The sequence below is a fragment of the Amycolatopsis sp. cmx-11-51 genome (genome assembly GCF_047608665.1).
Lineage (GTDB): Bacteria > Actinomycetota > Actinomycetes > Mycobacteriales > Pseudonocardiaceae > Amycolatopsis.
Window position 1 is genome coordinate 226,633 of sequence record NZ_JADNQO010000009.1, and the last position, 26,901, is coordinate 253,533.

Here is a 26,901-nt window from a genome sequence, read left to right on the forward strand (position 1 = left end):
GGGCTCGACCTGAAACGATCTGGCGGTGTCGAACGATCGACAGGTTGGCGACGGCTAAGCTGCCGGTGCTGGGCGACACCCAACGTCGCCGACGTCGGCCCTCGTAGCTCAGCTGGATAGAGCAAGAGCCTTCTAATCTCTAGGTCGCAGGTTCAAGTCCTGCCGGGGGCACGTCGCACCTGGTCAAGAGGCATCTTGACCAGGCAACTCGGACGCGGATGAGTCCGAGCAGGTCCGCCGCTGGGGCATCACGTGATGTCCCAGCGGCGACTTCGAACAGGCGTCTCCGGTTACGGCCCGTAACGCGGCAGAACATCACCCAAGCGCCGGAAAGCCGCGTGTTTCCAACGGGAACAGATGTCGAAGATCCTCAGTTGTTGGTCACAGTCACACCGGGCGGGACGAGCGTCCTGTGCGCCCCTCCGCCGCCTTCCCCGGGAAGTGGTTCATCCACATCGTTAGGCGCTATAGGTTGTGCGCATGTACGTGCCGACGCAGCGCGACCCGCATCCGACCGCCGGACCGCCATGGTGGCTGCTCATCGGGCCCGGGTTCGCCGCGCTCATCGGCCTGTTCCTGCTTACCGTGATCTACCGCTTCGACGGCCGGGCGACCCTGCAGATCGAGCTGGGCATGTCCAACCAGGCCCTGCTGCTGAGTGGACTGGTCGCGTACCTCGTCGCGGCCGCGATCGCCTTCCCGGCAGGCCTGCTGCTCGGAGCGCGCTTCCCGACGGCGGTGACCGTGCCCGCGATCTGCTCGATGCTCCTCGGTGTGGTGCTGGTCGCCTTCACCCCCGAGGGCGTCCTGTTCCTGGTCGCGCGGGTGCTCAACGGACTCGGCGCGGGCGCGGTCATCGGCGTGACCATCGCGCTGCTCCGGCGGCTGCGCACCGGCCGCGGCGCCGCGGCCGGGGTGACCGCGGGGCTCGGTGTCCTTGCCTTGGCGATCGCACCGGTCCTCGGCGGGCTGCTCTCGGACGCTGTCGGCTTCCGCGTGGTGTACCTGGTAGCCGCGGTGTTCGTGTTCGCCGCGCTCGTCGTCGCCGGTGTCATCGGCATCGTCGCGGTGATGAAGACGAAACCACCGGCTCAGTCGATGCCGTACCCGCCGCAGGGTCCGCCGCACGCCTGACGACCGGGGCTTCAGCCGCCGAGACCCCGCAACGCCATGAGCACTTCATCCGTCACGTCGAGCCGGGCTTCCACCTCGGACACCTTCGCGGCCACGCGCCGGTGCGTCGTGCGGCCACGGGCGCTGAGGTGGACGAGCACCCGGCGCCGGTCGGCGGCGTCGACCTCGCGGTAGGCCTGCGCGGTGGTCACCAGTCTGTCGACGACCCTGGTCAGCGTCGGGGCGGTGGCCAGCGTCCGGTCGGCGATTTCGGCCATGGAGAGGCCACCCTTGCCGCTCAGCGCGTCCAGCACCAGCCACTGGTCCAGAGTGAGCCCCTCCTTGGCGAGCACCTGCTCCACACTGGCTGCGGCGGCCCTCGCGGCACGGGTGAGCGAGCCGATGAGCGACAGTCCGGCGGTCGTGACGCCGCGTGTCCCCATATCCCGTCCCCTTGCCAAAACCGGACACCCTCGCGATACTTCCAGGTGAAAGCACTTTGACCTTACCGGGCCACCGCACGGAGCGCCATGCCCCTACGCCTCGCCACGCGGACCCGCGACGACACCTGGCGCGTCGCCATGGTGGTACCGCTGCAGGGGCCCGCCGGGCTGTTCGGCCCCTCCTGCGAGGCGATCACCGACCTGGCCGTCCACGAACTGAACGAATCCGGCGGCAACGGTCCCGGCGCCCCGGCCTTGAACAACGCCGCCGAATCCTGTTACGAGGGACTGCACACGCTGGCGGAACTCGTCCGCCGCGCGGGTACGCCGGAACTGCCCGCGCTCAACGCGGCGATCGACGGCGTCGCCTATCACGGTCCCCGCGGCACGATCGAGTTCCGCGGGCAGCAGGCCGACCAGCACGTCCATCTCGCTGTTGCCGACGGCTACGACTTCGAAGTCCTCACCCGGCTCTGACCCCCTCACCCCTTGACTCGGTCCGACACGCCACATACTTTCATCTGGAAATATTTCAGGTGAAGAGGCGGAGGTGGGCATGGGCAACGTTGGCCTGCTCTACGTCGGCGCCGCCTTGATGATCAACGGCCTGATGCTGCTCGGCCGGATACCGTCGCGGTCGGCGGCGGTGCTGAACCTGTTCGTTGGCGCGCTGCAGTGCGTCACCCCGACCGTGCTGATCGTCCAGGCGGACGGGAATCCGGACGCGATCCTCGCCGCGTCCGGTCTGTACCTGTTCGGCTTCACCTACCTGTACATCGGCATCGCGAACCTCGCCGGCCTGGCACCCGAAGGCATCGGCTGGTTCTCGCTCTTCGTGGCGGGCGCCGCCGCGGTGTACGCGGGAATCGCCTTCTGGCACGACAACGATCCGGTTTTCGGTGTCATCTGGCTGTCCTGGTCGCTGTTGTGGACCTTGTTCTTTCTGGTGCTGGGCCTCGGAAAGGAGCAGCTGACGCGATTCACCGGCTGGACCGTCCTCCTGCTCAGCCAGCCGACCTGCACGGTGCCCGCCTTCCTCGGGCTGACCGGCGCGCCTACCGCAGTGACGGCGGGACAGCGCTGCTGGCGGCCGCGATCGCGGTGGTGCTGGTCGCCATCGCAGGTTCTCTCGACGTCCTGAAAGACCGTTCGGAGAAAAGGAGTCTTCATGCGACACGGTGACATTTCCGCCAGCCCGGACACGGTCGGCGTCGCGGTGGTCAACTACAAGATGCCGCGCCTGCATACCAAGGCCGAAGTCCTCGCCAACGCCCGAAAGATCGCCGAAATGGTGGTGGGCATGAAATCCGGGCTGCCGGGCATGGACCTCGTGGTGTTCCCGGAGTACTCGACGCAGGGCATCATGTACGACCCCAAGGAGATGTACGAGACCGCGGCGACGATTCCCGGCGAGGAGACCGAGATCTTCGCGGCCGCCTGCCGGGAAGCCCAGACCTGGGGCGTTTTCTCCATCACCGGCGAGCGGCACGAGGACCACCCGGACAAACCCCCGTACAACACCCTCGTGCTCATCAACGACCGAGGCGAGATCGTCCAGAGGTACCGGAAGATCCTTCCGTGGTGCCCGATCGAGGGCTGGTACCCGGGCGACGAGACCTACGTCAGCGACGGCCCCAAGGGCATGAAGATCTCGCTGATCATCTGCGACGACGGGAACTACCCGGAGATCTGGCGTGACTGCGCGATGAAGGGCGCCGAACTGATCGTGCGGTGCCAGGGCTACATGTACCCGGCCAAGGAACAGCAGGTACTGATGGCCAAGGCGATGGCGTGGGCCAACAACTGTTACGTGGCCGTGGCGAACGCCGCCGGATTCGACGGCGTGTACTCGTACTTCGGCCATTCCGCGATCATCGGCTTCGACGGCCGCACGCTCGGCGAGACCGGCGAGGAGGAATTCGGGATCCAGTACGCGCAACTGTCGGTGTCGGCGATCCGCGACGCACGCACCTACGATCAGTCGCAGAACCACATCTTCAAGCTGCTGCACCGCGGATACACGGGCGTGCAGGACGCGGACGAGGGTGACAAGGGCGTGGCGGACTGCCCGTTCGACTTCTACAAGCTCTGGGTCACCGATGCCAAGAAGGCGCAGGAGAAGGTCGAGTCGATCACTCGCGACACCATCACTCCTCCGCACCCATGAGGAGCACGGTCAGCCGGATGCCCCGTGACGTGTGGACGAAGCTCAGTACCAGCGGGACGAGCACGAGCGCGATGTAGGTCCACAAGGGCCAGTGGTACAGGTGATTGAGGTGCCACGTCTCCTTGAGGGCGATGAAGAAGGCGCCCGCGCACACGATGAACCAGCCTTTGGCCTTGTTGGCGAATGTGGTCATGGTGCGCCGCTGGCCTGCCGTGAGCGTCTTCATGAACTCGCGCTGCGCCTTCTTCCGGCGACGGCGTTCCTTGATGACGGCCACCGGCGGTACCAGCCACCACCAGCGCGACATGGAGGTGCCGCCGGTGGGACGGCGCGTCTCGACCGAACGCAGGTCGTCGAGCCGTTCGCCTTCCTCGCGGAGTTCGAGCGCGCCCTGGTACAGGGGACCGGCGACCAGAAACCAGCCGCCGAGGAAGGCGGACCAGGCGATGACGTACTCGATGTGGATCACCCCTCCCCGGGCCACCGCTCGATGTGATCCGTCAACGGCAGCGTATCGGCCCTAGAATCGGGAGGATGGACAGGATCGACAACGGCGGCCGGGTGATCGCCGCACCGCCCGCGACCGTCTACAACGCACTCCTCGACCGCGCGGCCCTCGAGGCCTGGCTGCCACCCGAGGGCATGCGCGGCCGCGTCGAACACTGGGATCCCCGGCCCGGCGGTGGCTTCCGGATGACCCTCACCTATCTCGACGCCTCCGACGCCCCCGGTAAGAGTTCGGACGCGACGGACGTCGTCGAGGTCGGGTTCGCCGAACTGCTGCCGCCGGAACGCGTGGTGCAGGAGGCCGTCTTCGAGGCCGACGACCCGGCCTTCGCGGGTACCATGACGATGACCTGGCAGCTCACCTCCGCCGGTGACGGCACCGAAGTGACCGTCACCGCGACAGGCGTGCCTGTCGGCATCGGCCAGGCGGATCACGAGGCCGGGATCGCCTCCTCCTTGGCCAATCTGGCGTCCTTCGTCGAAGCGAGCTGACGTCCGGAAGCGATGACGATCGCGGCGAGGACGGCCATCACCAGCGGCACCACCAAGGCCGCCCGGAAACCGCCGAGCGCGGCTTCCCGCGAACCATCGCCGAGGGCGGCGACGTTGACGGCGGTCGCCGCGGACAACCCGAGGGCCGCGCCGAACTGGAAGGACGTGTACAGCAGGCCGCCCGCCAGTCCCTGTTCGTCCTCGGCGATCCCGTCGGTGGCGACGATCGTCAGCGGGCCGTAGGCGAGGGCGAACCCGAGGCCAAGGAGGATCATCGACGGGAACATCGCCGCGTACGTCCAGTCCAGGCCCAGCGGCAGGAAGAGCGCGTACGCCACGATGGCGAGCACGAGGCCGCCGAAGATCACCCGCGTGTTGCCGAACCTCGCCACCAGCCGGGGGGTCAGCGTCGGTGCGAGGATCGCGTCGATCCCGGTCGCCAGCAGCGCCAAGCTCGTCTCGAGCGTCGACCAGCCCCGGAGTTCCTGAAGGTACAGCGTGACGAGGAACTGGAACCCGAAGAACGAACCGGCATAGAGCAGCGCACTGGCGTTGGCCCGCACCAGCGGACCCGACCTCAGGATGCCCAGCCGCACCAGTGGCGCGGGCGAGCGGCGTTCGATGGCCACGAAGGCCGCCAGCGCGGCCACTCCCCCGGTGAAGGACGCGGCCGTCCAGCCCCAGCCCTGTGCGGGGTGTTCCAGCCGGACCACCGCGTACGCGATCAGCAACATCGCCACGGTCACGGTGACGGCTCCGCCGAGGTCCAAGCGCCGCGGGACGCGTTCCGGTCGTGCGGGTTCCTTGATGAGCCAGAGCGCGGCGGCCAGGATGACGGCGGACAGGATCACCGGCGTGAAGAACACCCAGCGCCAGTCGATCCTGGTCAGCAGGCCGCCGATGACCAGGCCGAGCGAGAAACCGCCCGCCGCGGTGCCGGCGTAGAACAGCAGTGCCTTGGTGCGTTCGGGGCCTTGCTCGAAGCTCGTGGTGATGATCGACAGGCCGGCCGGGGTCATGAAGGCCGCCGCGACACCGGTGACGAACCGGGCGAGCAGCAGCATCCAGCCCTCGGTGGCGAACCCGCCGAGCCCCGAGAAGACGAGGAACACCACCAGCCAGGTCAGGAACATGCGACGGCGGCCGTAGATGTCGGCGGCGCGCCCGCCCAGCAGCATCAGCCCGCCGTAGCCGAGCACGTAGGCGCTCACCACGCCGCTCAGCGTCGCGGTCGACAGGCCGAGTTCGGCGCGGATGGACGGCAACGCCACGTTCAGCATCGCGACGTCGATGCCCTCCAGGAAAATGGCGCCGCACAGCACCAGGAGCACGCCCCAGGCCCGCCCGCTCATCCGGTCGGCGGCGCGCGGCGGCGTTCGCGTTGTGTTCAAGGTCGGCTCTCCCTCAGTGGACACGGGACCGACGGTTACTCATCAGCCGGTCGGTTCCCTCTTGTAACCAAAGGGATCTTCCGACACCATCAGTGACCATGGAAGAAGGCACTTTGAACTCACCTAGTCGTTGTGAACTCACCGAGGCGGACTACGAGGCCTTCCAGTGGGACACCCGCGAGGACTGCGAGGTCCGCCAGATCCTGGACCGGGTGGCGGACAAATGGTCGCTCCTGGTGATCGCGCTGCTCGACGTGAACACCCTCCGGTTCACCGAGCTGAAGTACAAGATCGACGGCATCAGCCAGCGCATGCTCACCACCACACTGCGTCACCTCGAACGCGACGGGCTCGTGAACCGGACCGTCTATCCGGTCGTGCCGCCCCGGGTCGAGTACGCGCTGACACCGCTGGGCATCACGCTGCATCAGACCATCCAGTCTCTGGTCACCTGGACCGAGGACCATCAGAGCGAGATCGCCGTCGCGCGGGCCCGGTACGATCAGCGCGTCAACGCCTGAGGACCTGATGGCCAGACTTTCCGGAGGGGATCCGTCACTGCTGCGGCGACTCAACGCCATAGCGGTCCTTCGGGCGCTGTACGCCGCCGAAGAACTCACCCTCACGGAACTGGTCAAGGCGAGCGAGGTCTCCCGGCCGACGGTCGAAGAGATCGCCACCGACCTCGGTGAACAGGGGCTGATCGAAGAGGTGTCCCTGTCCCCCGACGCGCCGAGACCGGTCGGCAGGCCCGCCAAGCGGTATCGCTTCCGTCCCGAGGCCGGGCACGTCGCCGGACTCGAGATCGGCCCGCACAAGGCGTTGTGCCTGGTCGCCGATCTGCGCGGCGACGTCGTCGGACGGGCGAGGGCCGACCTCACCCCGGCGATGGCCGCGCCCGACCGCCTCGGCGTCGCGCACCGGGTGCTCGGCGCCGCCGTCGAGGGCCTGCCGAACGTCCGGGTGCTCGGCGTCGGCACCACCGGCGTGGTGTCCGGCGGCAAGGTCGTCCGCGGCGAACGACTGCCCGGCTGGACGGGGCTCGACCTGCCCGCCGAGTTCGGCGGCGGATGCCCGGTCCTGGCGGGCAACGACACCAAGCTCGCGACACTGGCCGAGCACTGGCGCGGGGTCGCGCACGGCGTCGACGACGTCGTCTACGTGCGGGCCGGGCGGACCGTCTCGCTGGGTCTGCTGCTCGACGGGAACCTGCACGCCGGGCACAACGGCGCGGCGGGCGAAATCGGCGCCCTGCGGCAGGTCGGCTGGTACACGGCGCTCGACCGGTTCCTCGCGTTCGGCGACGGCTCCGGATCCGCCGAGGCCACCAGGCGGATCTTCGAGGCCCTGCGCGATGGCGATCCCGAGGCCGAGGCGATCGTGGCCGCCTTCGTGACGGATCTGTGCGTCGGCGTCGCCGCGACCGTGCTCACCGTCGACCCGCAGCTGGTCGTGATCGGCGGTGGGCTCGCTCAAGCCGGAGACCTGCTGACGGCGCCGCTGCGCACCGAACTGGCTCGCCTGTGCCTGTTCCCGGTGCGCGTCGAGACGTCGATGCTCGGCGACGATTCGGTGGCGCTCGGCGCGGTGCGGCTGGCCCTCAGCCGCGTGGAGCGCGAACTGTTCAGCGTCTCGGACGTCGCCTGAGCAGGCTGATCACCACGATCAGCACGGCCACCGCACCACTGGTGAACAGCTGCGCCCGCGCGCTCGCGTCCGTCCACATGAGAATGAGGACGCCCGCCATCGCGATCAGCGCGACCCAGCTCAGATACGGGAAGCCCCACATCCGCACCGGAAGGTCCGCGGCCGTGCCGTCCCGTTCCGCCGCTTTCCGCAGCCTCAGCTGGGAGATGGCGACGAAGATCCAGACCAGCAGGATGTTTGCCCCGATGGCGTTCAGCAGGAACGGCAGAACGTGTTCCGGGGCAAGGAAGTTCAGCAGGACGGCCACGAAGCCGAAGGCCACCGACGCCAGCACCGCCGTCCGCGGGACTCCGGCACCGGACAGCCTCAGCATCGCGCGCGGCGCTTCACCCCGTGAGGCCAGGGAAAACACCATTCGCGAGGCGCCGTAGAGGTTCGCGTTCAACGCCGAGAGCAGCGAGGTCAGCACGACGAAACTCATCAGCAACGCCGCCGACGGCACCCCGATCTGCTCCAGGATGGTCACGAACGGGCTGGCGTTGGCCGACGCGGATTCCCACGGCAGCAACAAGACCATCAGCGCCACGGAACCGATGTAGAACAGCAGCAGCCGCACGATGACCGTGCGCGTGGTCCGGCGGATCGAACCCGCCGGGTCGTCGGACTCCGCCGCGGCGATGGTGACCAGTTCCATGCCGCCGAAGGAGAACGCGACCGCGAGCAGGCCGGTCAGCACGCCCTGCAGGCCATTGGGCAGGAAACCGCCGTGCCCGGTGAGATTGCTCAAGCCGACGGGTGACGTGCCAGGAAGGATTCCGAACACCGCCAGCGTGCCGAGGACCAGGAAGCCGACCACGGCGGTCACCTTGATCGCGCCGAACCAGAACTCGAACTCCCCGAACGAGCGCACGGCGAACAGGTTCACCATGGTCAGCACCGCCATGAACAGCAGCACCCAGGTCCACTGCGGAATCACGGGCAGTAGCCCGTTCGCGATCCCCGCCGCCGCGGTCGCCTCGGCGGCCACCACGACCACCAGCAGCGACCAGTACAGCCAGCCGACGGTGAACCCGGCCCAGCGCCCGAGCGCCTTCTCCGCGTACACCGAGAACGAACCGCTGCTCGGCTCGGCGGCCGCCATCTCGCCCAGCATGCGCATGACGAGCACCATGAGCAGGCCGGCGACCACGTAGGACAGCAGGATGCCGGGACCACCGGTCTTGATACCCGCGCCAGTGCCCACGAACAGCCCGGCGCCGATCGCCCCGCTGATGGCCAGCATGGTGACGTGCCGCCGCCGGAAGCCGGTGCCGAGTGACCGGGTCTCGATCTCGGTCACGGGTTCGGCGGGGCCTGGTGCGGGCATGAAGGGTCCCTTCGTCGGCGTCAGCGGCGGTGTCCGGTGCTCAACCGTGGGACAACTCTTCCAGCCGTTCGTGGAGCCGGTCGACGTGGTCCTCGCTTTCGGGCTTCATCAGCACGCTACGCAGAATCCGCGCGCCGTCCGCGTCCGCGTCGACCCCGGTGTGACGCAGGCCGAACCGCGGCGCGCTCACCCGCAGCGTGCTGAGGAACACCGGATCCTTCGCCGCGGCCATGCCGGTGCGAAGGATCCGGGTGCTCGCCTGATCGATCTTCGACAGGGAAAGCGGTTCCGTGCGCGGGAAGTAGGTGACGATGTCGAGTTCCGGTGGCTGGTACAGGTCGAACCGCTCGGAGTCCTCCAGCAGTTTCGCCCACCGCAACGCCGCGCGCCGCCCGGCCGCGAGCACCCGGCCCAGCCCGTCTGGAGTGGGCGGCAGCACCCGGAAGGTGAGCCACAACGCGGCGGCCGCCGCGCCCGCCCGGGAGCATTCGAGGCTGATCTCGCCGAGGTGCAGGTCTTCCGAGGTGAAGTAGGTGTACGGCGAATCGTGCAGGAAGAACCGGGCCGTCTCGGGATCCTTGAACAGCACCGCGCCGCAGCCGTAGGGCTGAAGTCCGTGCTTGTGCGGGTCGATGACGATCGAATCGGCCTCGGCGATGGCGAGCCACGGGGCTCCTGGCAGCCCCTCCGGACCGTCCAAACCGGACAGGAGCCGGAAGAACCCACCGTAGGCGGCGTCGACGTGCACCCGGACGCCGTACCGTTCGCGCAGCGCCAGCGCCTCGTGGACCGGCTCCACCGTGCCGAGCCCGGTCGTGCCCGCGGTGAGCACCACGGTGCCGATCTTCCCGGTACGCAGCAGGTCTTCGAGCGCGTCGAGGTCCATCGCGCCGCGGGCGTCGACAGGTACCGTGTGGCCCTCGACACCGAGTACGCCGCACATCCGGCCGTGTGTGTAGTGCGCCTCGGCGCTGTAGGCGATCCCCTTGCCCGGATGTGTCTCCCGCGCGACGAACAGCGCCTCGAGGTTCGCCACGGTGCCGCTGGTGGTCAGATGCCCGAGGTGCTCCGTATAACCGAACATCGTGGCCAGCTGCCGGACGACCTCACGCTCCATCTCGGCCGTCGCGGGCCCGCCGTCGAGCGCGTGGTTGTTGGGGTTGACCAGCATCGCGGTCAGGTAGCCGACCACCGCGGCCGGATGCGGCGGTTTGAGCATCTGGCCCGCGTAGGACGGGTGGAAGAACGGGTAATTGTCCTTAAGCCGCTCGGTGAGTTCCTCGAACGCGATCTCGAATCGCCCGTCAGGGATCTCCAGCGAGGGATGCGGCCGCATGGGGGTGAACATCTCCGCCCACGCTTCGTTCGACGTCAACGCCTGACCGAGCCAGTACCGGAAGTCCATCAAGGGCGCCCTTCGATCGTTCGGCTCCAAAAAACGTAGGAGTCGCCGGAGGCCTCGCGCAACCGTCTTCGGTAGGGGCCAGCTCCCCCGCGTCGCCACCGCCTGACGCCGCTACTCGCCCTTGTCCTCCAGTTGCTTGACGATCTCCCGCAGCAGCCGTTCGCCCTCCGCCGTCAGCGCGAGCAGCCCCAGCCGTCCCTCGACGGGATGTTTGCGCCTGGTGACCAGTCCCGTGCGCTTCCAGGGTCTTCCTCACCCAGAGCACCACGAACGCGGTCCAGGTGAGCCCCGCGGTGCGCAGGACCGAGTTCTCGAAGTGCAGCCGTACCGCCGTGGCCGCGCGGTGAAGGTTGGCCGCCCTCCATCCGCTCCCACAAGAGGGGGATGCCGCCCAGCTTGGCCCGCACGGCGTTCTCGGTCTCGGCCAGTGTGTGACACCCGGTCAACAGCCACCTCCTCACCGGCCCCGGAGGTACGAGCCCGGTGGGCACGCAGCCCCGCCCGCCCGCTCCGTCGACGGTATGCGGAACGGGCTGGAGTCCACAGTGGTCTATCCGGGTCAACGAGCGGGAACGGCCGCGCGGTGCTCGGTGATGTCGCCGAACAGGTCACCCATCTCCTCCACGCGTTCGATCACCTGCTCGGCGGTGAACAGCAGGTCGGCGGCCTTGCGGCAGGCCTCGACCTCCTCCCAGGTCACCGGGGTGGAGACGGTCGGGATGGCGCGGCCGCGCAGCGAATAAGGCGCGATGGTGGTCTTGGCGGGGTTGTTCTGGCTCCAGTCGATGAAGACGCGGCCGGGGCGGATCGCCTTCGTCATGCGGGCGACCACGGTTTCCGGTGACCGGCGCGCGAGCTCCTCCGCGACCGCCTTGGCGTATTCGGAGGTGCGTTCACCGGAGCGGGTGCGCACCGGGCAGTACAGCTGCATTCCCTTGTTGCCACTGGTCTTCGCGTACACGGTCAGGCCGTCTTCGGTCAGCAGTTCGCTGAGCGTCTCGGCGACCCGGCAGCAGTCGACGACGTCCGCGGGCAGACCGGGATCGAGGTCGAACACCAGCAGATCGGGTGCTTTCCGCGCGCCGCGCGGCCCGACCGTCCATTGTGGAATATGCAGTTCCAGCGCGGCGAGATTGGCCGCCCACATCAGCGTCGGGAGGTCGCCGACCACCGGGTAGTCGAGCGTTTCCTCCCCGCCCCGGCGGCCGCGGTTGGTGAGCCGCGCGGTGCGCACCCACTCGGGCGCGTGCCGGGAAACGTTCTTCTCGTAGAACGGTTCGCCGTCGACGCCGTCCGGGAACCGGCGGAACGTGGCGGCGCGTTCGCGCAGATGCGGGAGCATGACGGGGGCGATGCGGCGGTAGTAGTCGAGGACCTCGCGTTTGGTGAAACCGTGCGCCGGGTAGAGCACCTTGTCCAGATTGGACAGCCCCAGCCGCCGTCCCTCGACCTCGACCGTTATCCGCTCATCAGGCACCCTTCGACGATAGATCACCGGCGGGGTTTCCGGGGTACCGTGAGGCATGAGTACCTTACCGGACGCGATCGCCCCGATGCTGGCGACCGACGGTGACCTGCCCACCGGCGGGTGGGGGTACGAATACAAATGGGACGGCTACCGCTGCTGCCTGCGGGTCGCGCGCGACGGCGAGACACGCCTGACCAGCCGGCGCGGCCTCGACATCACGGCGACGTACCCGGACGTGACCGGCGAAGCCATGGACGGCCACGAAGCCGTCCTCGACGGCGAGATCGTCGTCCTCGACGACCAGGGGCGGCCGAGTTTCCCGCTGCTGCAGACGCGGCACCTGCGCACGCCGGACGCGTCGCTGCTGGAGCGCAGCCCAGTGCACTTCTTCGCCTTCGACGTGCTGCTTCTCGACGGCACCGTCCTGCTCGACGAGCCCTACGCGGCCCGTCGCGAACTCGTGACGTCGTTGGGTGGCGGCGGCCGCATCGTCATCCCACCGGGTTACACCGACGACGACATCTCGCCCGATCGGCTGCTCGAAGTCGTCCGGCGACACGGGCTCGAAGGGCTGATCGCGAAGAAGCTCGACAGCCGGTACTACCCCGGCAAGCGGACGCGGCAGTGGATCAAACGGGCGCTGTGGCACACCCAAGAAGTCGTGATCGGCGGCTGGCGCCCCGGTGAGGGACGGCGCGCGGGGACATTCGGCGCGCTGCTGCTGGGCGCGCACGACGAGGCCGGTGAGCTGCGGTACGTCGGGGACGTCGGGACCGGGTTCAGCGACGAGGCCCTCGAAGAGCTGCATGGCCGGCTCACCCCGCTGGAGCGGAAGACGCCACCCTTCGCTTCGGAGGTCCCGCGTGATCGGGCGCGGCGGGTGCACTGGGTGGCGCCGAAACTCGTCGGGGAGGTCTTGCACCGGAACTGGACCCCGGACAGGCGGCTACGGCATACGACCTGGCGAGGGCTACGGGCGGACAAGGCGCCCGAAGACGTCAAAGTGCCTTCTTAGGGCGTGTCCCCGGCGTGTCAGTGCCATGGCGGTCCGGTGTCAGTCCGGTCGGTGATCGTTGCTCTCATCACCGAGAGATCACCACCAAGAGGGAGTTTCCATCATGTCTGTCTTCCCCACTCCGAAGCCGATCACCGTCACGCTGACCACCGCGGGTGCCCGGGTGCGTGTCGCCGCGAGCGAACGTTCGGACACGGTGGTGCTGGTCGAGCCGATCGACAGCACGAGCAAGTCGGACGTGAAGGTCGGCTTCGCGGGCGGAGAGCTGTCGATCGAGACGAAGAAAGCCAAAAGCAAGGCGGGTTCGGTCGCGATCACGATCGAGGTGCCCGACGGTTCCCGGCTGGTCCTGAACACGGCGTGGTCGGACGTGCGCGCCGAAGGCCGGTTCGGCGACTGCGTGCTGGAGGTGGCGTCGGGCCGGGTCCAGGTCGACCGCGTCGCGACGGTGCGGGGCAACCTGGCGGCGGGCGAGGTCGCGTTCGGGTACGTCGCCGGAACCGTCGACCTCGAAGGTGGCGCGGCCGGCCTGCGGATCGGCGAGGCCAAGGGCACGGTCCGGTACGCGGGGTCCACCGGGAAGGTCTGGATCGGGCACGCCCACGCCGATCTGGATCTCTCCGGCTCGAGCGGAAGTTTCGACATCGACCGCGCCGACGGCGACGTCGTCGCGAAGGCGGCCAACTGCCCGATCCGGGTCGGCAGGCTGTCGCGCGGCGCCGAACTGGCGAACGCGTCCGGGGGCATCGAAGTCGGTGTCGACGGAGACACCGCGTCGGTGGATGCCAAGAGCACCAAGGGTTCGGTGCACAGCTCCTTCGGCGAGGACAGCGGCGAAGGCGGCGTCAAGGTCTACGCCCGCACGCGGCTCGACGATATCGTCATCCGCCGCGCGGCCGCCTGAGGGCGTGGTCGTGGTGATCGCATTTAGTCGACTACTTGCGATTTCACCGCCAGCCTGCACTTCAGGACATAAGCCGGGTGTCGCGAAAGCCACTTTCGGGACGTCTGATGTTCCGAAAGTGGCTTTCGCGACACGGCACCCGGTAGGCACCTGAGACACTCTTGGCCCTGACCGTCCTCACCACTCACGACCGGCGAATCGGTCCAGCGCCGCCAGTTTCCAGGCCCGTTTCACGTCACTCGACCGATGGCCCGACCCGTCATCGATCAGCAATTCCGCGCCGGGCCAGGCTCGGGCGAGTTCCCAGGCCGTGTCCACCGGGCAGCTCAAATCCTGGCGGCCGTGGATCAGCACGCCGGGAATTTCCCGCAACAGACTCCCGTCGCGGATCACCGCGCCGGGCTCCAGCCAGCCAAGATGCGAGTAGTAGTGCGTGACGATGCGAGCGAAAGCCAGCTCCCACTCGCCGATCGGGCCATTGTGGACGGTCGCGCCGGGCTCCAGCGACAGCACGGTGTCCTCCCACCCGCACCATGACCGAGCCGCCTCGGTCCGCACGTGTGGGTCGGGATCTTCCATGAGCCGCGCGTAGGCCGCGACCAGGTCACCGGAAAGGTCGCCACGGAAGCGCGCCCACTCTTCGGGGAAGAACCGGCCTACGCCGCGATACAGCCAGTCGATCTCGGAACTCCGTGTGGTGCTGATGGCGCTGACGATGATCTCCGTGACCCGCTCCGGAAACCGTTCGGCGTAGACGAGTGCCAGCGTCGTGCCCCACGAGCCACCGGTGACGAGCCAGCGTTCGATCCCCAGATGTTCGCGCAATCGTTCCAGGTCGGCGACGAGGTGGTCCGTCGTGTTGTGCCGCATGCCGGTCGCCGGGTCGCTCGCGTGCGGGGTGCTGCGGCCGCAGCCGCGCTGGTCGAACAGCACCGCGCGGTAGCGGGCCGGGTCGAACATCCGCCGCATGCCCGGCGTGCACCCCTGACCTGGGCCACCGTGCAGCATGACCGCCGGTTTCCCGTCCGGGTTCCCGCTGGTCTCCCAGTAGACGAGGTTTCCGTCACCTACATCGAGCAGTCCCTTGTCGTAAGGCTCCGCGGGAGGATACGGGTTGATCATGGATTCAGGCTAGACCGTCAGTGAGTCGCGAAACACCCTCCCCGCAACGAAGTTCAGCACACCGGCCCTTTCTTCGCGACGCCGAGAGGGGCAGATTCATCGGTACCGGCGAAAAACCACCAGAGACGGGGAGCCATGGCGGTTGACGGCACGATGTTCACCCTTGGCGTGGAAGAAGAGTTCGTCCTCCTCGATCCGCTGGACGGCTCGGTCGCGTTACGCGCGCCCGAACTTCTCGAACACCTCGCCGAGCCGGACGTCACCGGTGAGCTGATGCTGTTCCAGATCGAGACCGCGTCCGGGATCTGCCACAGCCTGGACGAGGTGCGCTCGGAACTGACACGGCTGCGGCAGACCGTCGCGAGAGCGGCGGAGGCCGACGGCTGCCTGATGGTGGCGACGGGGATGCCCCCCGCCGGTCTGCGGGGGGACACGCTCACGCCCGAACCCCGGTACCGGCGCATGGCCAAGGCGTTCCCCGACCTGATCGACGACGCGGGGACGTGTGCCTGCCATGTGCACGTCGGTTTGCCGTCGCGGGATCTCGGCGCGCGGGTCCTCGCCGGGTTGCGGCCGTGGCTCGCCCCGTTGCTGGCGATCAGTGTCAACTCCCCGGTCGAGAACGGCGCCGATTCCGGGTGGTCGAGCAGGCGGTTCCCGATCTGGGACCGGTGGCCGACGGCGAAACCGCCCGACGAATGGCCTGGTGCGGCCGCCTACGACCGCAGTGTCGGGGACGCCTTGCGCCACGGCACCGCCCTCGACGCGGGCGGCGTCTACTTCTATGCCAGGCTTTCCCCTCGCCATCCCACGGTGGAGGTCAGGATCGCCGACGTCTGCCTGGCCGTCGACGACGCCGTGCTCCTCGCGGCGCTGGTGCGCGGGCTGGTCGCGACCTGCGCCGGGACGACGGGACTTCCACGAGTTCGCAATGCCCGGATCGGCGCGGCACTGACGGCCGCCGCACGCCGGGGCCTCGACGGGCCGGGTATCGACGTCTTCACCGGCAGGGAGGCCGATCAGCGCGATCTTCTCGGCAGGCTCGTCGATTTCGTCCGGCCGGCGCTCAAGGCGGCCGGCGACCTCGACGATGTCGAGCAGGGGTTGCACTCGCTTTTCGAGCACGGGACCGGCGCGACCCGGCAACGCCGGTTGTTCGCGGAGGCGGCCTCCCCCGGCGAATTCGCCGCGCATCTCGCCTTCGCGACGATGAACGTCCCGGCCAGGTGAACCGGCGTCACAGCCAGCCGGACTCCCGCGCGATCCGCACCGCGTCGACCCGGTTGCGCGCGCTGAGCTTCGACACGATCGTCGTCAAGTAGTTCCGCACGGTTCCGGCGGACAAAAACAGTTCGGCCGCGATCTCGGTCGGGTCGGAACCGACCGACGCCAGCCGGAGCACTTCGATCTCCCGTGCCGTGAGCGGGCATTCCTCGCTGTCCCAGGCGGCGAGCGCCAGATCACCGTCGACGACGCGGCGCCCGGCGGCGACCCCGCGGACCGCGTTGGCCAGCCTGTCGGCAGGCGCGTCCTTGCGCAGGAAGCCGTTGACCTTCGCGGCCAGCGCCCGCCGAAGGGTTCCAGGGCTGCCGAGTGAGGTGAGGATCAGCGTGCGGACCCCTGGCAGTTGTTCGTGCAGTTCGGCGGCGGCGGTGAGCCCGTCCTTGCCGGGCAGGTCGATGTCGATGAGCGCGATGTCGGGGTGCGTGGACTGGGCGAGCGGAAGGATCTCGTCACCGCTGGCGCATTCCGCGACGACCTCGATGTCGGCTTCCAGCCCGAGCAACGCGACCAGGGCCCCACGGACAATGTGCATGTCCTCTGCCACCAGGACCTTGATCATCGACCCCATCTGCCTTTCGCCTGCGCCTCGCCCCACGAGCCGACAATACTATCCTCACACACCCGTCCCGCGAAATGGAAACCGGCCCTTGACCGCCGCGGGGGACGCGGTCAAGGGCCGGTTCTGTGTTGCCGCGGGAATACGTTCTTCGGACCGCGCCAACACGGCCGGGGTAGTTCCGGCGTGAATGCGCTACCAGGAATTTTGCGGCCCCCGGCCGTGCAGCTCCAGTGTTCACACCATCGCCGACCTGTGGTTTTCGCATAAGCCGCCGGTGACCCCCACCCTCGCCGGACCCCGTGAAATTTTCACGTCGCCGCGCACATGAATCCATATGCGGCGGTGAATCAAGCACTTCAGGAGAAGCGGCGGCGGACACTACTGTCGAAACCGTAAAGCACGCCAGAATTCCTCGAGCGAAAGGACGGTACAATGGATGCGACTGTCCGGCGAGCCGTGGAGCGAGCCATTGGGGCCATGAACGAGAAACTGGGCGAAGAGCTCACTATCGACGACATCGCCCGCGCCGCGACGTTCAGCAAATTCCATTTCACCAGGGTGTTCCAGCAGGCCACCGGCGTCTCGCCCGGCCGGTTCCTGTCCGCGCTGCGGCTCGACGAGGCCAAGCGCCTGCTGCTGACGACCTCGATCACGGTCGCCGACATCAGCCACCGCGTTGGCTACAACAGTGTCGGCACCTTCAGCACGCGGTTCAGCGGCCGCGTCGGCCTCTCCCCCTCCGCGTACCGCCAGCAGGGCGGTTTCCAGCGACGGCTGGCCGGCGAAACCCTTCCCGGCGCGAAGCCCGCGATCGTCCGCGGTTTCGTGTCGGCGCCGCCGGAGATCTCGCCCGGCCTCGTCTTCATCGGCCTCTTCCCGACGCGTATCCCCGAGGGCGCTCCCGTGCGCCACACGGTCATCGACGTCCCCGGCCCCTATCAGCTCACCGATGTCCCGGAAGGCACCTGGCACCTCGTCGCGCACTGCGTGACCGGACCGCTCACGCGCCGCGGCACCGGCTTCACCGGCCACCACGGCCCGATCACCGTCGAACCGGGCGTCACCGCGAGGCTGGCGGACCTGCGGATGCGCCCCAAGCGCCTGTTCGACCCGCCGGTCCTGCTCGCGCTGCCCGACCTGCGGCGACGGCCGGAGCCGTTCAAGCACGCCGCCTGACCCTCAGTATCGAGAAGGGGCCTTCGAGACGCGATCCGTCTCAGAGGCCCCTTCTGCGTCACCGAGTGGCGCCCCAGGTGTGCTCAGACACCGCACTCACGTGTGCAGAGACGTAACTCGCGTGCTTGAACCCCGCACACTCGAGTTCTGACCACTGGTGTCCCATGATCCTGCAGGTCTTACGCGTGATCAGACGGCGATCTCCGGAGATCGCCGTCCAATTACGCGTAACCGCCGTCTGATCACGCGAGATCGCCGTCCGAGGAACGAAACCCAACGTCAAACAAGCAGGATCACGCGACACTAGGCAGAAAGGCGGCCCGCCGAGGGAGCGAAGCCATCCCGGATGTTCCGCCGCCAGAGTTCGTAGGCGGGCGTCCCGTCCGCGGCGTTCGCGGTGACCTCGGTCGAGTCCGCGAGGTCGACGGCCTCCTCGATGCTCAGCCCGGCCAGCGTCCGCGCCGCGCGGCGGGTGTGCGGCGGGACGAACGACGAGAACGTCCTCGCCTTCACCGCGAACACGACGCCGAGGCCGAGTTCGTCCTGGTGCTCCCCCGCCGACTCGCGCAGCCTGGTCAGCCCCGGCTGATCGCAGCCGCCCGCGAAGGTCGAGGCCAGCCCGACCCCGCTCCACAGGTCCGGACGGCGTTCGGCCGGGAAGCGTTTCACCGCCGCGGCGACCTTCACCGGGTCGGCGCCGTTGATGAACCACAGCGCCCGACCGATACCCTGGTCACAGGCGCGCGGGAAGTACGCTGGTGCGCCAGCCCACGGGTACGGCTTGGGGACGAACTGCTCGTCGACCCACTTGCGCGTGTCGAAGTAGGCGCGGTCGAAGGCGTAGCCGTCGACCGCCAGCCAGCTCATCGTCGGGTGGAACGGGACGCCGTCCAGGTCCGGCAGCACCTTCTTCCACAGCGGCCGCGGCAGCCGGGCCATCGCGAACCCGATGCCGATGTAGGTCAGGAACACGTGCGGGAGGCCGGGGCCGCTCATCAGCTCGGCCGTGCGGTCCCTCCGGCCGCCGGGCATGACGTCGAGGATGGTGAACGCCATCGCCGCGCCTTCGTAGGCGAACCCGCGCATCTCCGGCTCGACCATGTCCAGCCGTCGCTCAGCCTCCCACAGCGCCGGCGCGTCGATCCCCCACTCGAACCCGCACACCACCGACTGCGGGATCGACTCCAGCCGGGCGGTCGCCGGCGTCGGCGGGACCCCGAAGCCTCGTCCCTCGAAACCGACCGAAGCCAGCGAGGGTGCGAACAGGACCTTGCGCAGGGCACCCGGCAATGAACTCATCACATACGTCCTTTGTGGATAGTGGCGGCTTCGCGCGCGAACTCGGCTCTTGCCGAGGAGACCACGTTGTGGTCGGCGACCGCTCGACGGTCGATCGAGGTCGGCGCCGGTACCGCCGAACAGTCCATCCCCCGCCGTCGAAAATGGCGATTTCACCCGTTCGCCGGGCGAATTCACCGGAGTGGAACGTACTCACCCGGGAATGGAAAGTCCTTATGGCGGCAATTTTACCGTCTACTGGCCTGACGCTGGGTAATCGATCAGTCGCTCTTTCATGGCAGGGCATGATCTTCGAAGCTTTGACATCGTCGCAGCTCATCAGGGCCCTGATCGGCTGAGCAGGACGCAGAAAAAAGCACAACCTTGTATCGTGCGATTCAGATTCACTCTTCCGGGTTTGCTATGTACACTGAGAGTTAGCGCATTTGGGGAAGAGGAGGTCGGAGTGATCCGAGTCCTATTGGCCGAAGATATGCACATGGTCCGCGGCGCCTTGGTCGCGCTGCTGAACCTCGAGCAGGACATCGAGGTCGTCGCGGAGGTCTGCTCGGGGGACAAGATCCTCCCGATGGCCGCGGAGTACCTCCCGGACGTCGCGATCATCGACATCGACCTGCCGGCCAAGGACGGACTCACCGCCGCTTCCGAGCTCTACCAGCAACTTCCCGGCGTCCGTACGCTGATCCTCACCTCACTCGGCCGTCCGGGCACCGTGCGCCGCGCGCTCGACGCGAAGGTCAACGGCTTCCTGCTCAAGGACGCGCCCGCCGACAAGCTCGCGAACGCCGTCCGCTCGGTCGCCATCGGCCGCCGCGTCATCGACAGTGAACTCGCGCTTTCCGCCTGGGAAACGGAAGATTGCCCACTGACGCCACGGGAAGCCGAGATCCTCCGTCTCGCCGCGAACGGTCGCACCGTCGCCGACATCGCGGCGGAACTGTTCCTGTCACCGGGAACCGTGCGGAACTACCTCGCCACGGTGGTCACGAAACTCAACGCCCGCAACCGGGTCGACGCCATCCGCATCGCCACCGACTCCGAATGGCTTTGACCAACGTGCGCGTCTTCTCGTTTGTCACGAACGGTCCCGCGCTCCAAGTCGTGACGATCGCATACGACGCAACGAAGAAATCACGGTTCCCCGGGTGTTTCCGGCACTGTTCCGAAGGTTCTCCCTCTGTCACCGTCACAGAGGGGGAGTCCGCCGGAGGGGCAGGGGATGCACGGGATGAGTACCGAACCGGGACACGTCGCGAACGTCGCGGTGCGCGCGCGGCTCCTCGGCCCGCTCGAACTGCACGCCGGCGGGGCCGATCGCGCACCGACCACGCCGAAACTCCTGCAGCTGCTGGCGATGCTGCTCGTCCGCCCCGGCAAGACGGTCCACGTCGATTCCCTGGTCCACGAGCTGTGGAACGACACTCCCCCACGCAGCGTCCGCCGGACCCTGCACACCTACGTCCACCACCTCCGCCGTCACCTCGGCCCCGGCGGTGATCTGCTGGTCACCAGCCCGCCAGGGTACCGGTTGGACGTCGACCCCGCCGTGGTCGACGTGTCGGAGTTCCAGCGACTGCACCGCTTCGGCCGAGACCTGCTGGCCGACGGCGACAACGCGGCGGCCGCGCACGCGTTCCGTACCGCGCTGGACCTGTGGTCCGGTCCCCCGCTCGCCAACATCCACTGTGGACCGACGCTGGCCGCCTACACCGTCTATCTGCTCGAACACCGGCGCAACGCCCGTGACCTGTGGATCGAAGCCGAGATCCGCGCCGGGCGGCACCGGGAGATGCTCGGGGTGCTGCGGTCGCTGACCACCGCGAACCCGTTCGACGAAACCCTGCACGCCCAGCTGATCCGCGCGCTGGGGCTCAGCGGGCGGCGCAGCGACGCGCTGGCGTCCTACGAGTGGCTACGGGCGAGGCTCGACGACGAACTGGGGGTGGAACCCTGCGCCGAACTGCGAGAGCTGCACCGCGAACTGCTCTCCGAGGGACATCCGATCCGCTGATCGCCGGACCGGCGAACGAACACCACCCGCCAGCTCAAGGAAGTTGAGGAGTCAAGCATGACCGCTCGCACCTACGGCCAGTTCTGTGGCCTCGCCCGCGCGCTCGAGATCATCGGGGAACGCTGGTCCCTGCTCGTGATCCGCGACCTGGTGCTCGGCCCGAAGCGTTTCGACGAGTTGCAGCAGGGCCTCCCGAAGATCCCGACGAGCATCCTGTCGACCCGGCTCAACGAACTCGAGCGGCATGGCGTCGTCCAGCGCCGGGTGCTCTCCCAGCTCGACGCCGGGGTGGTCTACGAGCTGACCGAGTACGGCAACGACCTCGACCAGATCCTGCTGCAGCTGGGCCTGTGGGGCGCCCGTTCGCTCACCGACCCCGGGGCGGACGACCTGTTCACCCTCGACGCGGCCATCCTGTCGCTGTACACGACGTTCCAGCCGGACGAGGCGCACGGCGTCCACGGGTCGTTCGAGCTGCATTACGGCGACCAGATGATCGTCCACGCGGTGGTCGAGGACGGCGCGGTGACCGCGGGCGAGGGCCCGCACCCCGACCCGGACATCGTCATCGAGCCGAGTGGCCCGCTCATGCTCAAGTTGCTGAACGGCGAGCTGGACGCCACGAGCGCGCTCACCTGCGGCGCGGTGGCCATCAAGGGTGACCCGGCGCATCTGGAGCTGTTCACGCGGCTGTTCCACATCCCTTCGGCGCCGTCGAAGGCCGAAGGGCTCGTCACGCACTGAAGAGGCTTGCGCGGCGGGACCTGGGCGACCGGTCCCGCCGCGGTCACTCGAAACGCGAGGTGTCGCCGGCGCCGCGACGCACGATCTCCGGTTCACCTGCCGAGAAATCGATGACCGTGGTGGGTTCGACCCCGCACTCGCCGGAGTCGATCACCGCGTCCACCACGTGCTCCAGCCGCTCCTTGATGTCCCAGCCCTGGGTCATCGGCTCCTCCTGGTCGGGCAGCAGCAGCGTGCTCGACAACAGCGGTTCGCCGAGTTCGCCCAGCAGCGCCTGGGTGACCACGTGGTCCGGGATGCGCACGCCGACGGTCTTCTTCTTGGCGTGCAGCAGGCGGCGCGGTACCTCCTTGGTTGCCGGGAGGATGAACGTGTAACTGCCCGGTGTGGACGCCTTGATCGCCCGGAAGACCGCGTTGTCGATGTGCACGAACTGGCCCAACTGGGCGAAGTCCTGGCACACCAGGGTGAAGTGATGGCGGTCGTCGAGCTTGCGGATGCTCCGGATGCGGTCGATGCCGTCCTTGTTCCCCAGCTGGCAGCCCAGTGCGAAGCAGGAGTCTGTCGGGTACGCGATCAGTCCGTCTCCGCGCAGGATGTCGACGACCTGTCCGATCGCGCGCCGTTGCGGATTTTCCGGATGTACGTCGAAATACCTGGCCATGCGCCGAGCTTAGGGCCACCGGCCCGCTCCCGCCGCGACAGGCCACCCGGCGTGGCGTTCACGCTGTCGGTTCACGCTGTCGGTACACGCTGTCGGTACACGCTTTCGGTACACAGTGGAGCCCGCCTCTTCCATCGTGGCGTGTTCCGCGATCGTTCGCGTGGTGCGAACGTCCCACACCCGCACGGGTGACGGCGGGATTTTCCCTGTCCCCGGCGGGGAAACGTCTCCCTGTTCGCCGTTCTCCCTTACCCTGAACGATCAACCGGGGTAACGAGCATGGGTTAGGATCCGAATACACCGCGATGGAAGGTCGTGCGGCGCCCGCCCTCGGCCGTCGTGAGGGCGAAGCACGACGAAGCGTAAGACGTCTCCTGTTATTACTGGGGTGCCTGTGCCGGAACAGCTCGCGGTGACCGCCGAACCTCTGGGGACCGCCGGGATCGATCGGCGCCCCCGGCGCGCGCTGTTCCTCGCCGGACTGATCATCACCGTCGTCTTCGTCAACTCCTGCCTGTTCGGCCTCCTCGCGGTGCTACTGCGGCCGGGGGTGGACTTCTGGCATGGACTGCTCGCGGTGCTGTACGTCGGGCCTGTGCTGGCGATCCAGCTGCTGTACTTCAGCCGTCCCGCGGTCCGACTGGACACGAAGCTCGCGAAGGGCATGCTGGTGGTCCAGGCGTGCCTGGCCTACCTGCCGACCCTGCACTTCGAGGCGGCGCTGAGCTCGCTGACCACCCTCGCGGCGGGCAGCGCGCTGCTGCTCTTCCGGCCGCGTACGGGCTGGACGGTGTTCACCGTGTTCATGGCGGGCACGACGTGGATCCTGTGGACCTACGACGACACCGTGCTCGGCGCGGTGTTCGACAGCATCACCGCGATCTTTTACGCGCTGGTCGTGTACCTGCTGACCTGGCTCGCGCGGCTGGTGACCGAACTGCACCAGGCCAGGACCGAACTGGCGCGCCGCGCCGTGGCCGAACAGCGGCTGGCGTTCGCGAGGGACCTGCACGACCTGCTCGGCCTCAGCCTTTCCGCGATCGCCCTCAAGGGTGAACTGGTGCACCGGCTGCTGCGCAAGTCGCTGGACCAGGCGCGCGAAGAACTCGCCGAGATCACCGGGATCGCCCAGCGGACGCTGTCCGACGTGCGCTCGGTGGCCAGGGGTTACCGGGAGCTGTCGCTCGACAAGGAATCACGGACCGCGGTCTCGCTGCTCTCGGCGTCGAACGTCGCCGTGCGGGTCGACCTCGAACAGGTCGAGCTGCCGGTGAAGCTGCGCACGCTGCTGGCGAAGGTGCTGCGGGAGGGCGTCACGAACGTGCTCCGCTACACCGGCGTCGAGCACTGCGAGATAACCGTGCGCGAGAACGAGGGCCGGGTCTCGCTGGAGATCGTCCACGACGGGACGGCGCACGAGGACGTCCCGGAGGAAACAGCCGAGAGCCTGCGCGAGGTGACCGAAGAGGTCTCCGGGCACGGCGGCACGTTGAGCGCGGGCCCCGACGCGGCGGGCCGGTGGCGGTTGCACGCCGAACTCCCGGTGCCTGATCAGGTCGAACCCGCCGAGACGGCGCTGGCACAGGGGCCGGGCCACTGGTCCAGGATCGACGCCAGGAACGTCCAATGGACGCTGACGGTGGTCTTCATCCTTTTCGGTCTTTCCGCGCTGACCCGGTCCTTCATGCTGACCGGGCATGACTTCTGGATCGCGCTGACCGAGGACACCTGGTACATCGCGTTCACCGCCGGCTACCTCACCGCGCTGATCGCGCTGCAACTGTCCTATTTCGCCCGGCCGAACGTCCGGCTGCGCTCACGGCAGAGCTACGCGCTGCTGTTCGTCCAGGCCTGCCTGGTCTTCCTGCCACTGATCCCGCTCGGGAGCACCTGGCAGAGCCTGCCCAGCCTGTTCGCCGGCACCGCGCTGCTGGTGCTGCCGCCGCTGGCGGGGTGGACGGCGTTCGCCGCGACCGCCGCCGGTGTCGTGCTGATCCGGATCGAATACGGCACCGACTTCCTCGGCGGCTTCTACAGTTTCGCGTCCATCCTGAACACCGGGCTGATGGTCTTCGGGCTGATCTGGCTGATCCGGCTGGTGACCGAACTGGGCGAGACCAGGAAACGGCTCGCCGAGGTCGCGGTCGCGGAGGAGCGGCTGCGTTTCGCCCGCGACCTGCACGACCTGCTCGGGATGAGCCTTTCGGCGATCGCGCTGAAGAGTGAGCTGACCAGCCGGATCATGGACATCGACACGAATCGGGCCTCCGACGAGCTGCTGGAGATCCTCGGGCTGACCCGGCAGGCCCTGACCGACGTCCGCTCGGTGGCGAGCGGCTACCGGGAACTGTCGCTGGACCAGGAGTCCCGATCGGCGCAGGCGGTGCTGGTGGCCGCGGACGTCCAGGTGCGGCTGGAGATCGAGCACGAAAACCTGCCGTCGACGGTGCGCACCGTGCTGGCCGTGGTGCTGCGCGAGGGCGTCACGAATGTGTTGCGGCACAGCAAGGTCGAACGCTGCGAGATCGCCGTGCGGCGGATCGGCGACGGCGTCTCACTGGACATCGTCAACGACGGCGTCGAAAACGGGCGGCCGAAGACGGGGAAACCGGTGCGGGTCGAGGCCGCGGGCAGTGGCATCACGAACATGTCCGACCGCGTCGCCGGACTCGGCGGCGAGCTGACCGCCGGCGTGGAGGCCGACGGGCGGTTCCGGCTGCGCGCGGTGGTCCCGGTCTGACCCTTCGCCCGACTCACGTGCTCAGGGCGTAACTCGCGTGACTGGACACCGCACTCACGTGTGCGGGGTTTGAGCACGCGAGATCGCCGCCGGACACGGTCTAGATCCAGCCGGACTCTTTGGCGATGCGGATCGCATCGACCCGGTTGCGCGCGTTGAGCTTCGAAACGATCGTGGTCAGGTAGTTGCGCACGGTTCCGGTGGAGAGAAAGGCCTTCGCCGCGACCTCCAGGGTGTCGCGGCCTTCCGCGGTCAGCCGCAGGACGTCGATCTCGCGCGGGGTCAGCGGGCATTCCACGGTGTCCCAGGCGGCGAGCGCCAGATCGCCGTCGACCATCCGCCGTCCGGCCGCCACGCCGCGCACGGCGTTGGCGAGTTTCTCCGCGGGGGCGTCCTTCAACAGGAACCCGTTCACTTTGGCCGCCAGGGCCCGGCGGAGCGTGCCCGGCCTGCCGAGGCTGGTCAAGATCAGGGTTCTGACCTCGGGAAGCTGCTCGTGGAGTTCGGTGGCCGCGGTGAGACCGTCCTTGCCGGGGAGATCGATGTCGATGACGGCGACCTGGGTGCGCGAAGTCCGCGCGGCGGACAGGATCTCGTCACCGGACGCCACTTCGGACACCACCTCGATGTCCGGCTCCAGCCGCAGCAGCGCCACGAGCGCGCCCCTGACGATGTGCATGTCTTCGGCCACGAGAACTCTGATCACCATCGCGCCCGCCCTCCCCGCACACCCCCGTGGCCCCCAAGATAAACACGGTTGGACGGAACGCGTTCCACCGTTCGGGTGGTGAGTTTGTTTGGTCCGCTTCGGCGAGGTTAGGGCAAAAGTGTCCTGCGACTACGGCTTCCGCAGTCTGTCGGTGACTTTCCGTCGCCACATGGATGAACACGCGTGCCGCCACTCGCGCTCGGGACGCGAGTGGCGGCGGGCGGGGTGCGCTCAGCTCGCCTCGGCCAGGGGCGGAGCGGTACAACAGGCGCCGGTGAAGCAGTCGAAGACCTGGCCGCCCGGCCGGTTCGTCCAGTTGTCGAAACGGTCGATCACCAGGTCGACCTGGCCCCCGGCGGAATCGGTGTCGATCCCTCGGACGGCGAGAAGCGAGCGGACGTTGTCGGTCACTGCGTTCTTCATCGAGTTGCTCCCAGGCGTTGCGATGGACTTCCTTCGATGAAGAAATCGTGCTTCCCGGGGCCGGTACGCGGCCAGTGCCAGGAATCATCGCGAGAGTGTGCTTTTCACCTACGCCAGAAGGTTCTCCTGGACTGCTCCGCTTCCGCGATCCTGGCCGTCGGGCGGCGCGACAGGCCCGAGATCCGATTACCGAACGCGACCGGTGCCACCTCTCGAGCGACAGTGACCGAGTGTGGTCAATTGACCGAGATT

At 68.1% G+C, this 26,901-nt stretch carries 25 protein-coding genes, 1 tRNA gene and 2 pseudogenes; 16 read left to right on the forward strand and 12 right to left on the reverse strand.

Features of this window, described 5'->3' with window-relative positions; translation table 11 throughout:
• The first annotated feature begins 97 nt into the window (after positions 1-97).
• Positions 98-171 (forward strand) — tRNA-Arg (locus tag ACM6LU_RS27475).
• A 309-nt stretch (positions 172-480) separates the two neighbouring features.
• Complete coding sequence (locus ACM6LU_RS27480; protein WP_414940645.1) at positions 481-1,134, forward strand: MFS transporter; 654 nt, start codon at positions 481-483, stop codon at positions 1,132-1,134.
• A gap of 11 nt (positions 1,135-1,145) precedes the next feature.
• Here ACM6LU_RS27480 and ACM6LU_RS27485 read toward each other — a convergent pair whose 3' ends face one another.
• Positions 1,146-1,556, reverse strand: a complete 411-nt coding sequence (locus ACM6LU_RS27485) for a MarR family transcriptional regulator (protein ID WP_414940646.1) — start codon at positions 1,554-1,556, stop codon at positions 1,146-1,148.
• A gap of 234 nt (positions 1,557-1,790) precedes the next feature.
• Between ACM6LU_RS27485 and ACM6LU_RS27490 the strand changes: the two are divergent.
• The 3 genes and pseudogenes from ACM6LU_RS27490 to ACM6LU_RS27500 form a co-directional block, all read left to right on the forward strand.
• Positions 1,791-2,033, forward strand: a pseudogene (locus tag ACM6LU_RS27490) (hypothetical protein); the annotation flags it as partial.
• Between the two features lie 79 nt (positions 2,034-2,112).
• A pseudogene (locus ACM6LU_RS27495) lies at positions 2,113-2,738 on the forward strand (AmiS/UreI family transporter).
• Complete coding sequence (locus ACM6LU_RS27500) at positions 2,725-3,723, forward strand: aliphatic amidase (RefSeq protein WP_414940647.1); 999 nt, start codon at positions 2,725-2,727, stop codon at positions 3,721-3,723. The pseudogene ACM6LU_RS27495 and the gene ACM6LU_RS27500 overlap by 14 nt, the downstream one beginning before the upstream one ends.
• Here the strand turns inward: ACM6LU_RS27500 and ACM6LU_RS27505 are convergent.
• Complete coding sequence (locus ACM6LU_RS27505) at positions 3,704-4,192, reverse strand: hypothetical protein (protein ID WP_414940648.1); 489 nt, start codon at positions 4,190-4,192, stop codon at positions 3,704-3,706. The two genes, ACM6LU_RS27500 and ACM6LU_RS27505, sit on opposite strands and share 20 nt — an antisense overlap.
• Before the next feature lie 65 nt (positions 4,193-4,257).
• Between ACM6LU_RS27505 and ACM6LU_RS27510 the strand changes: the two genes are divergently transcribed.
• A complete protein-coding gene (locus ACM6LU_RS27510; RefSeq protein WP_414940649.1) occupies positions 4,258-4,722 on the forward strand; it encodes an SRPBCC family protein in 465 nt (154 codons plus the stop codon).
• On the opposite strand, the gene ACM6LU_RS27515 is transcribed toward ACM6LU_RS27510, so the two are convergent.
• Entirely contained in the window at positions 4,662-6,074 is a 1,413-nt protein-coding gene (locus ACM6LU_RS27515; protein ID WP_414940708.1) for an MFS transporter, read from the reverse strand. The two genes, ACM6LU_RS27510 and ACM6LU_RS27515, sit on opposite strands and share 61 nt — an antisense overlap.
• Before the next feature lie 137 nt (positions 6,075-6,211).
• Here ACM6LU_RS27515 and ACM6LU_RS27520 point away from each other — a divergent pair, with 137 nt between their 5' ends.
• Complete coding sequence (locus tag ACM6LU_RS27520; RefSeq protein WP_414940650.1) at positions 6,212-6,634, forward strand: winged helix-turn-helix transcriptional regulator; 423 nt, start codon at positions 6,212-6,214, stop codon at positions 6,632-6,634.
• Positions 6,635-6,641: 7 nt separating this feature from the next.
• A complete protein-coding gene (locus ACM6LU_RS27525) occupies positions 6,642-7,760 on the forward strand; it encodes an ROK family protein (RefSeq protein ID WP_414940651.1) in 1,119 nt (372 codons plus the stop codon).
• Here the strand turns inward: ACM6LU_RS27525 and ACM6LU_RS27530 are convergent.
• The 3 genes from ACM6LU_RS27530 to ligD (ACM6LU_RS27540) all read right to left on the reverse strand — a co-directional run bounded on the left by ACM6LU_RS27530 (position 7,738) and on the right by ligD (ACM6LU_RS27540) (position 12,008).
• Positions 7,738-9,126, reverse strand: coding sequence for an amino acid permease (locus tag ACM6LU_RS27530; protein ID WP_414940652.1), 1,389 nt, complete (start codon positions 9,124-9,126; stop codon positions 7,738-7,740). The genes ACM6LU_RS27525 and ACM6LU_RS27530 overlap by 23 nt on opposite strands.
• A gap of 40 nt (positions 9,127-9,166) precedes the next feature.
• Positions 9,167-10,531: a pyridoxal phosphate-dependent decarboxylase family protein gene (locus tag ACM6LU_RS27535; RefSeq protein WP_414940653.1), complete on the reverse strand. Its 1,365-nt coding sequence runs from the start codon at positions 10,529-10,531 to the stop codon at positions 9,167-9,169.
• A gap of 559 nt (positions 10,532-11,090) precedes the next feature.
• On the reverse strand, positions 11,091-12,008 hold the full coding sequence (ligD, locus tag ACM6LU_RS27540) for a non-homologous end-joining DNA ligase (protein ID WP_414940654.1): 918 nt from the start codon (positions 12,006-12,008) through the stop codon (positions 11,091-11,093).
• 46 nt (positions 12,009-12,054) lie between these two features.
• Between ligD (ACM6LU_RS27540) and ligD (ACM6LU_RS27545) the strand changes: the two genes are divergently transcribed.
• Positions 12,055-13,014 carry a non-homologous end-joining DNA ligase gene (gene ligD, locus ACM6LU_RS27545; RefSeq protein ID WP_414940655.1) on the forward strand — a complete coding sequence of 320 codons (960 nt, stop codon included), beginning with the start codon at positions 12,055-12,057 and terminating at the stop codon, positions 13,012-13,014.
• Positions 13,015-13,117: 103 nt separating this feature from the next.
• On the forward strand, positions 13,118-13,918 hold the full coding sequence (locus ACM6LU_RS27550; protein ID WP_414940657.1) for a DUF4097 family beta strand repeat-containing protein: 801 nt from the start codon (positions 13,118-13,120) through the stop codon (positions 13,916-13,918).
• Between the two features lie 177 nt (positions 13,919-14,095).
• Here ACM6LU_RS27550 and pip read toward each other — a convergent pair whose 3' ends face one another.
• Positions 14,096-15,040, reverse strand: a complete 945-nt coding sequence (gene pip / locus ACM6LU_RS27555) for a prolyl aminopeptidase (protein ID WP_414940658.1) — start codon at positions 15,038-15,040, stop codon at positions 14,096-14,098.
• Between the two features lie 135 nt (positions 15,041-15,175).
• On the opposite strand from pip, the gene ACM6LU_RS27560 reads away from it, so the two are divergent.
• Complete coding sequence (locus ACM6LU_RS27560; protein ID WP_414940659.1) at positions 15,176-16,270, forward strand: carboxylate-amine ligase; 1,095 nt, start codon at positions 15,176-15,178, stop codon at positions 16,268-16,270.
• Between the two features lie 7 nt (positions 16,271-16,277).
• On the opposite strand, the gene ACM6LU_RS27565 is transcribed toward ACM6LU_RS27560, so the two are convergent.
• Positions 16,278-16,883, reverse strand: coding sequence for a response regulator transcription factor (locus ACM6LU_RS27565; RefSeq protein ID WP_414940709.1), 606 nt, complete (start codon positions 16,881-16,883; stop codon positions 16,278-16,280).
• Between the two features lie 477 nt (positions 16,884-17,360).
• Here ACM6LU_RS27565 and ACM6LU_RS27570 point away from each other — a divergent pair, with 477 nt between their 5' ends.
• Positions 17,361-18,059, forward strand: coding sequence for a helix-turn-helix domain-containing protein (locus ACM6LU_RS27570; protein WP_414940660.1), 699 nt, complete (start codon positions 17,361-17,363; stop codon positions 18,057-18,059).
• 303 nt (positions 18,060-18,362) lie between these two features.
• On the opposite strand, the gene ACM6LU_RS27575 is transcribed toward ACM6LU_RS27570, so the two are convergent.
• A complete protein-coding gene (locus tag ACM6LU_RS27575) occupies positions 18,363-19,358 on the reverse strand; it encodes a DUF1702 family protein (protein ID WP_414940661.1) in 996 nt (331 codons plus the stop codon).
• Positions 19,359-19,803: 445 nt separating this feature from the next.
• Here ACM6LU_RS27575 and ACM6LU_RS27580 point away from each other — a divergent pair, with 445 nt between their 5' ends.
• The 3 genes from ACM6LU_RS27580 (at position 19,804) to ACM6LU_RS27590 (ending at position 22,113) form a co-directional block, all read left to right on the forward strand.
• A complete protein-coding gene (locus ACM6LU_RS27580; RefSeq protein ID WP_414940662.1) occupies positions 19,804-20,409 on the forward strand; it encodes a response regulator transcription factor in 606 nt (201 codons plus the stop codon).
• Between the two features lie 168 nt (positions 20,410-20,577).
• Entirely contained in the window at positions 20,578-21,369 is a 792-nt protein-coding gene (locus ACM6LU_RS27585; protein ID WP_414940663.1) for an AfsR/SARP family transcriptional regulator, read from the forward strand.
• 57 nt (positions 21,370-21,426) lie between these two features.
• Positions 21,427-22,113 carry a winged helix-turn-helix transcriptional regulator gene (locus ACM6LU_RS27590; RefSeq protein WP_414940664.1) on the forward strand — a complete coding sequence of 229 codons (687 nt, stop codon included), beginning with the start codon at positions 21,427-21,429 and terminating at the stop codon, positions 22,111-22,113.
• A gap of 43 nt (positions 22,114-22,156) precedes the next feature.
• Here the strand turns inward: ACM6LU_RS27590 and ACM6LU_RS27595 are convergent, their stop codons facing one another.
• Entirely contained in the window at positions 22,157-22,777 is a 621-nt protein-coding gene (locus tag ACM6LU_RS27595) for an L-threonylcarbamoyladenylate synthase (protein ID WP_414940665.1), read from the reverse strand.
• A gap of 394 nt (positions 22,778-23,171) precedes the next feature.
• Here ACM6LU_RS27595 and ACM6LU_RS27600 point away from each other — a divergent pair, with 394 nt between their 5' ends.
• A complete protein-coding gene (locus ACM6LU_RS27600) occupies positions 23,172-25,517 on the forward strand; it encodes a sensor histidine kinase (RefSeq protein ID WP_414940710.1) in 2,346 nt (781 codons plus the stop codon).
• A gap of 100 nt (positions 25,518-25,617) precedes the next feature.
• Here the strand turns inward: ACM6LU_RS27600 and ACM6LU_RS27605 are convergent, their stop codons facing one another.
• Positions 25,618-26,226 (reverse strand): DNA-binding response regulator, encoded by a 609-nt coding sequence (locus ACM6LU_RS27605; RefSeq protein WP_191259245.1) that lies wholly within the window; start codon positions 26,224-26,226, stop codon positions 25,618-25,620.
• A gap of 231 nt (positions 26,227-26,457) precedes the next feature.
• Entirely contained in the window at positions 26,458-26,649 is a 192-nt protein-coding gene (locus tag ACM6LU_RS27610) for a hypothetical protein (RefSeq protein ID WP_414940666.1), read from the reverse strand.
• Between the last annotated feature and the right edge of the window lie 252 nt (positions 26,650-26,901).

Bases quoted from the DNA above. Each gene is read 5' to 3' on its own strand.
- ACM6LU_RS27480 (WP_414940645.1), top strand. From the start codon at position 481: ATGTACGTGCCGACGCAGCGCGACCCGCATCCGACCGCCGGACCGCCA.
- ACM6LU_RS27485 (WP_414940646.1), bottom strand. From the start codon at position 1,556: ATGGGGACACGCGGCGTCACGACCGCCGGACTGTCGCTCATCGGCTCG.
- ACM6LU_RS27500 (WP_414940647.1), top strand. From the start codon at position 2,725: ATGCGACACGGTGACATTTCCGCCAGCCCGGACACGGTCGGCGTCGCG.
- ACM6LU_RS27510 (WP_414940649.1), top strand. From the start codon at position 4,258: ATGGACAGGATCGACAACGGCGGCCGGGTGATCGCCGCACCGCCCGCG.
- ACM6LU_RS27515 (WP_414940708.1), bottom strand. From the start codon at position 6,074: ATGAGCGGGCGGGCCTGGGGCGTGCTCCTGGTGCTGTGCGGCGCCATT.
- ACM6LU_RS27520 (WP_414940650.1), top strand. From the start codon at position 6,212: ATGGAAGAAGGCACTTTGAACTCACCTAGTCGTTGTGAACTCACCGAG.
- ACM6LU_RS27525 (WP_414940651.1), top strand. From the start codon at position 6,642: ATGGCCAGACTTTCCGGAGGGGATCCGTCACTGCTGCGGCGACTCAAC.
- ACM6LU_RS27530 (WP_414940652.1), bottom strand. From the start codon at position 9,126: ATGCCCGCACCAGGCCCCGCCGAACCCGTGACCGAGATCGAGACCCGG.
- ACM6LU_RS27535 (WP_414940653.1), bottom strand. From the start codon at position 10,531: ATGGACTTCCGGTACTGGCTCGGTCAGGCGTTGACGTCGAACGAAGCG.
- ligD (WP_414940655.1), top strand. From the start codon at position 12,055: ATGAGTACCTTACCGGACGCGATCGCCCCGATGCTGGCGACCGACGGT.
- ACM6LU_RS27550 (WP_414940657.1), top strand. From the start codon at position 13,118: ATGTCTGTCTTCCCCACTCCGAAGCCGATCACCGTCACGCTGACCACC.
- pip (WP_414940658.1), bottom strand. From the start codon at position 15,040: ATGATCAACCCGTATCCTCCCGCGGAGCCTTACGACAAGGGACTGCTC.
- ACM6LU_RS27560 (WP_414940659.1), top strand. From the start codon at position 15,176: ATGGCGGTTGACGGCACGATGTTCACCCTTGGCGTGGAAGAAGAGTTC.
- ACM6LU_RS27565 (WP_414940709.1), bottom strand. From the start codon at position 16,883: ATGATCAAGGTCCTGGTGGCAGAGGACATGCACATTGTCCGTGGGGCC.
- ACM6LU_RS27570 (WP_414940660.1), top strand. From the start codon at position 17,361: ATGAACGAGAAACTGGGCGAAGAGCTCACTATCGACGACATCGCCCGC.
- ACM6LU_RS27575 (WP_414940661.1), bottom strand. From the start codon at position 19,358: ATGAGTTCATTGCCGGGTGCCCTGCGCAAGGTCCTGTTCGCACCCTCG.
- ACM6LU_RS27585 (WP_414940663.1), top strand. From the start codon at position 20,578: ATGCACGGGATGAGTACCGAACCGGGACACGTCGCGAACGTCGCGGTG.
- ACM6LU_RS27590 (WP_414940664.1), top strand. From the start codon at position 21,427: ATGACCGCTCGCACCTACGGCCAGTTCTGTGGCCTCGCCCGCGCGCTC.
- ACM6LU_RS27595 (WP_414940665.1), bottom strand. From the start codon at position 22,777: ATGGCCAGGTATTTCGACGTACATCCGGAAAATCCGCAACGGCGCGCG.
- ACM6LU_RS27605 (WP_191259245.1), bottom strand. From the start codon at position 26,226: ATGGTGATCAGAGTTCTCGTGGCCGAAGACATGCACATCGTCAGGGGC.
- ACM6LU_RS27610 (WP_414940666.1), bottom strand. From the start codon at position 26,649: ATGAAGAACGCAGTGACCGACAACGTCCGCTCGCTTCTCGCCGTCCGA.